Here is a 1871-nt window from a genome sequence, read left to right as displayed (position 1 = left end):
GTCGTTCCTGACCGAGGACCCCGACGAGGACGTCTGGGGCATCGCGAAGGCCGCCGACGACCGGTACGAGTAGCCGTCGGCGCAGGCCCGGTCCCGGCAGGGGGACCGGGCCGCTTCGGCGCAGTGGATCAGCGCGCGGGCGGCGCGAGGAGGGCGGCGAGGGCGTCGTGCGCGTCGGCCTGGGCCGCCTGGACGGCGGCGGCGGCGCGGGCGGACAGCTCCTCGCACTCGGTGTCGAGGGTCGCGTTCGGGACCAGGAACTTGAAGGCGGTGAGGCGGCCCTCGACGTCGACCTCGGCGGAGCACAGGTCGTCGTCGGCGGTGTGCGCGAAGCGGTCCCCGGCGCGGGCGGCGATGCGGTCGCGCAGCTCGTCGCCCTTGCGGTCGGGGACGCGGCCGGCGAGGAGGTCCGGGTGGGCGCGTTCGAGGTTGAGCACGTGCTCGGACCGGGACTTCTCGGCGCCGGTCCACGCGGCCTGCACGGCGTCGGCGGCCGCGCGGTTGCTGAGCCGGTCGACGGTGGGGCTCAGCGCGAGCGAGACCAGGCGCCCGAGGTGGTCGAGCCGGACCCAGGCGACCCGGCCGGGGTCGGTGCCGTCGAACGCGCGCGTCGCGAGCTCCTCGGTAAGCGCCTGCGCCCGCTCGGCGAGGTCGGCCGCCCGCGCGTACCGCTCCCGGTCCGGGGCGGCGGCCAGCGCGCGCTCCACGGCGTCCCGCACCGGTCCGGCGGGGAGCCGCTTCGCGTCCCGGCGCGCGGCCTCCAGGCGGTCCTCGTAGTCGTCGGGGATCTCGATCCGGTTCATCGGGTGTACCTCCTCGTGGCGCTGACGCCCCACACCGTCGCGGCCCCCGCCACCGATCGGTCACCGATCGGTCATCCCCGGGAGCGGGCGACGACCGGCCGTCCGAGGCGGGGCGGCGGGGCGGGGACACCCGGGGCGCGAGGAAGCGCCGGTCCGAGCTTTGGATCGGACCGGCGCTCATATCACCGCACTCGTTCGGATGACTTTCGGTTCATCCCAGCCGTTTTCGGCGTCGATCCTGTCGGACCCCTCTGCCAGGATCGGGTGCGGCGACGATTTCGGTCCCCTCTGGAGTGGGTGGGGGTTCGGGATGGTAGCGGGGGTCGCGAGCTGCGCTCATGCCCGAACCCGCTCGGGCCGCGGTGCCCCGGGCCTGGTCGGTCGCGATCCGGTGGGCCTCATTCGGTCACGACCACTTCGTCGGCGCTGATCGTCGCGGCGGGCGGCCCGGATGCGTCCGCGTCGAAGGCCGCCGTCCAGGCGTCGGTGGAGAGGCCGGGGCCGTCGGCCGGTGCGGTGCCCGAGGCGTCCACGAAGGCCGTCCCGGTGCCGTCAGCAGATCCGCCCGTGCTCCCTGTGCCGCCCGTGTCGGTCGCGGCGAACGCGAGCGACGCCTCGTCGTCGGCGTCGGTCCCGCCGCCCGCGATCTCGGCGAGCGCCGACTCCATGCCGTGCAGCGCGCCCCGCAGGTACTGGAGGTGCCGCCAGGTCGCTTCGTGGAACTCCTGGTACTGCCCGGCCGCGTTGTCGGCCGCGCCGGGCGCGGTGCCGAACGCCGGGGCCCGGCTCAGGGTCCCCGCGGCGAGTACCGGGACCACCTGCCCCTCGAGCTGGTCGAGCAGCCCGAGCAGGAACACGCGGTACTCCTCGACCGCTTCGGGATCGAACACCCGCTCCGCCATCGCATCCTCCTAGCTGTACGGGTCGTCGCCGGGGCGCACGTAGCCCCAGACGTTGCCGGTCTCGCGGAACAGCAGGTCGTCCTGCTCCTCCGCCTCCTCGTCCTCGTCGGACCGCTCGCTCTTCCTGCGGGCGTCGGCCGCCTGGCCCGCGCCGACCGCGACGCCG

General features: G+C 75.4%; 2 protein-coding genes. Both read right to left on the bottom strand.

Annotated elements, in window-relative coordinates; genetic code table 11:
• Positions 1-128 precede the first annotated feature (128 nt).
• On the bottom strand, positions 129-803 hold the full coding sequence (locus ABD419_RS24920; protein ID WP_344492876.1) for a hypothetical protein: 675 nt from the start codon (positions 801-803) through the stop codon (positions 129-131).
• Between the two features lie 398 nt (positions 804-1201).
• On the bottom strand, positions 1202-1705 hold the full coding sequence (locus ABD419_RS24915; protein WP_344492873.1) for a hypothetical protein: 504 nt from the start codon (positions 1703-1705) through the stop codon (positions 1202-1204).
• Positions 1706-1871: the final 166 nt, after the last annotated feature.

This window comes from Glycomyces endophyticus (assembly GCF_039531525.1).
GTDB lineage: Bacteria > Actinomycetota > Actinomycetes > Mycobacteriales > Micromonosporaceae > Glycomyces > Glycomyces endophyticus.
This window is presented reverse-complemented; position numbering and strand designations above follow the sequence as displayed.

Bases quoted from the DNA above. Each gene is read 5' to 3' on its own strand.
- ABD419_RS24920 (WP_344492876.1), bottom strand. From the start codon at position 803: ATGAACCGGATCGAGATCCCCGACGACTACGAGGACCGCCTGGAGGCC.
- ABD419_RS24915 (WP_344492873.1), bottom strand. From the start codon at position 1,705: ATGGCGGAGCGGGTGTTCGATCCCGAAGCGGTCGAGGAGTACCGCGTG.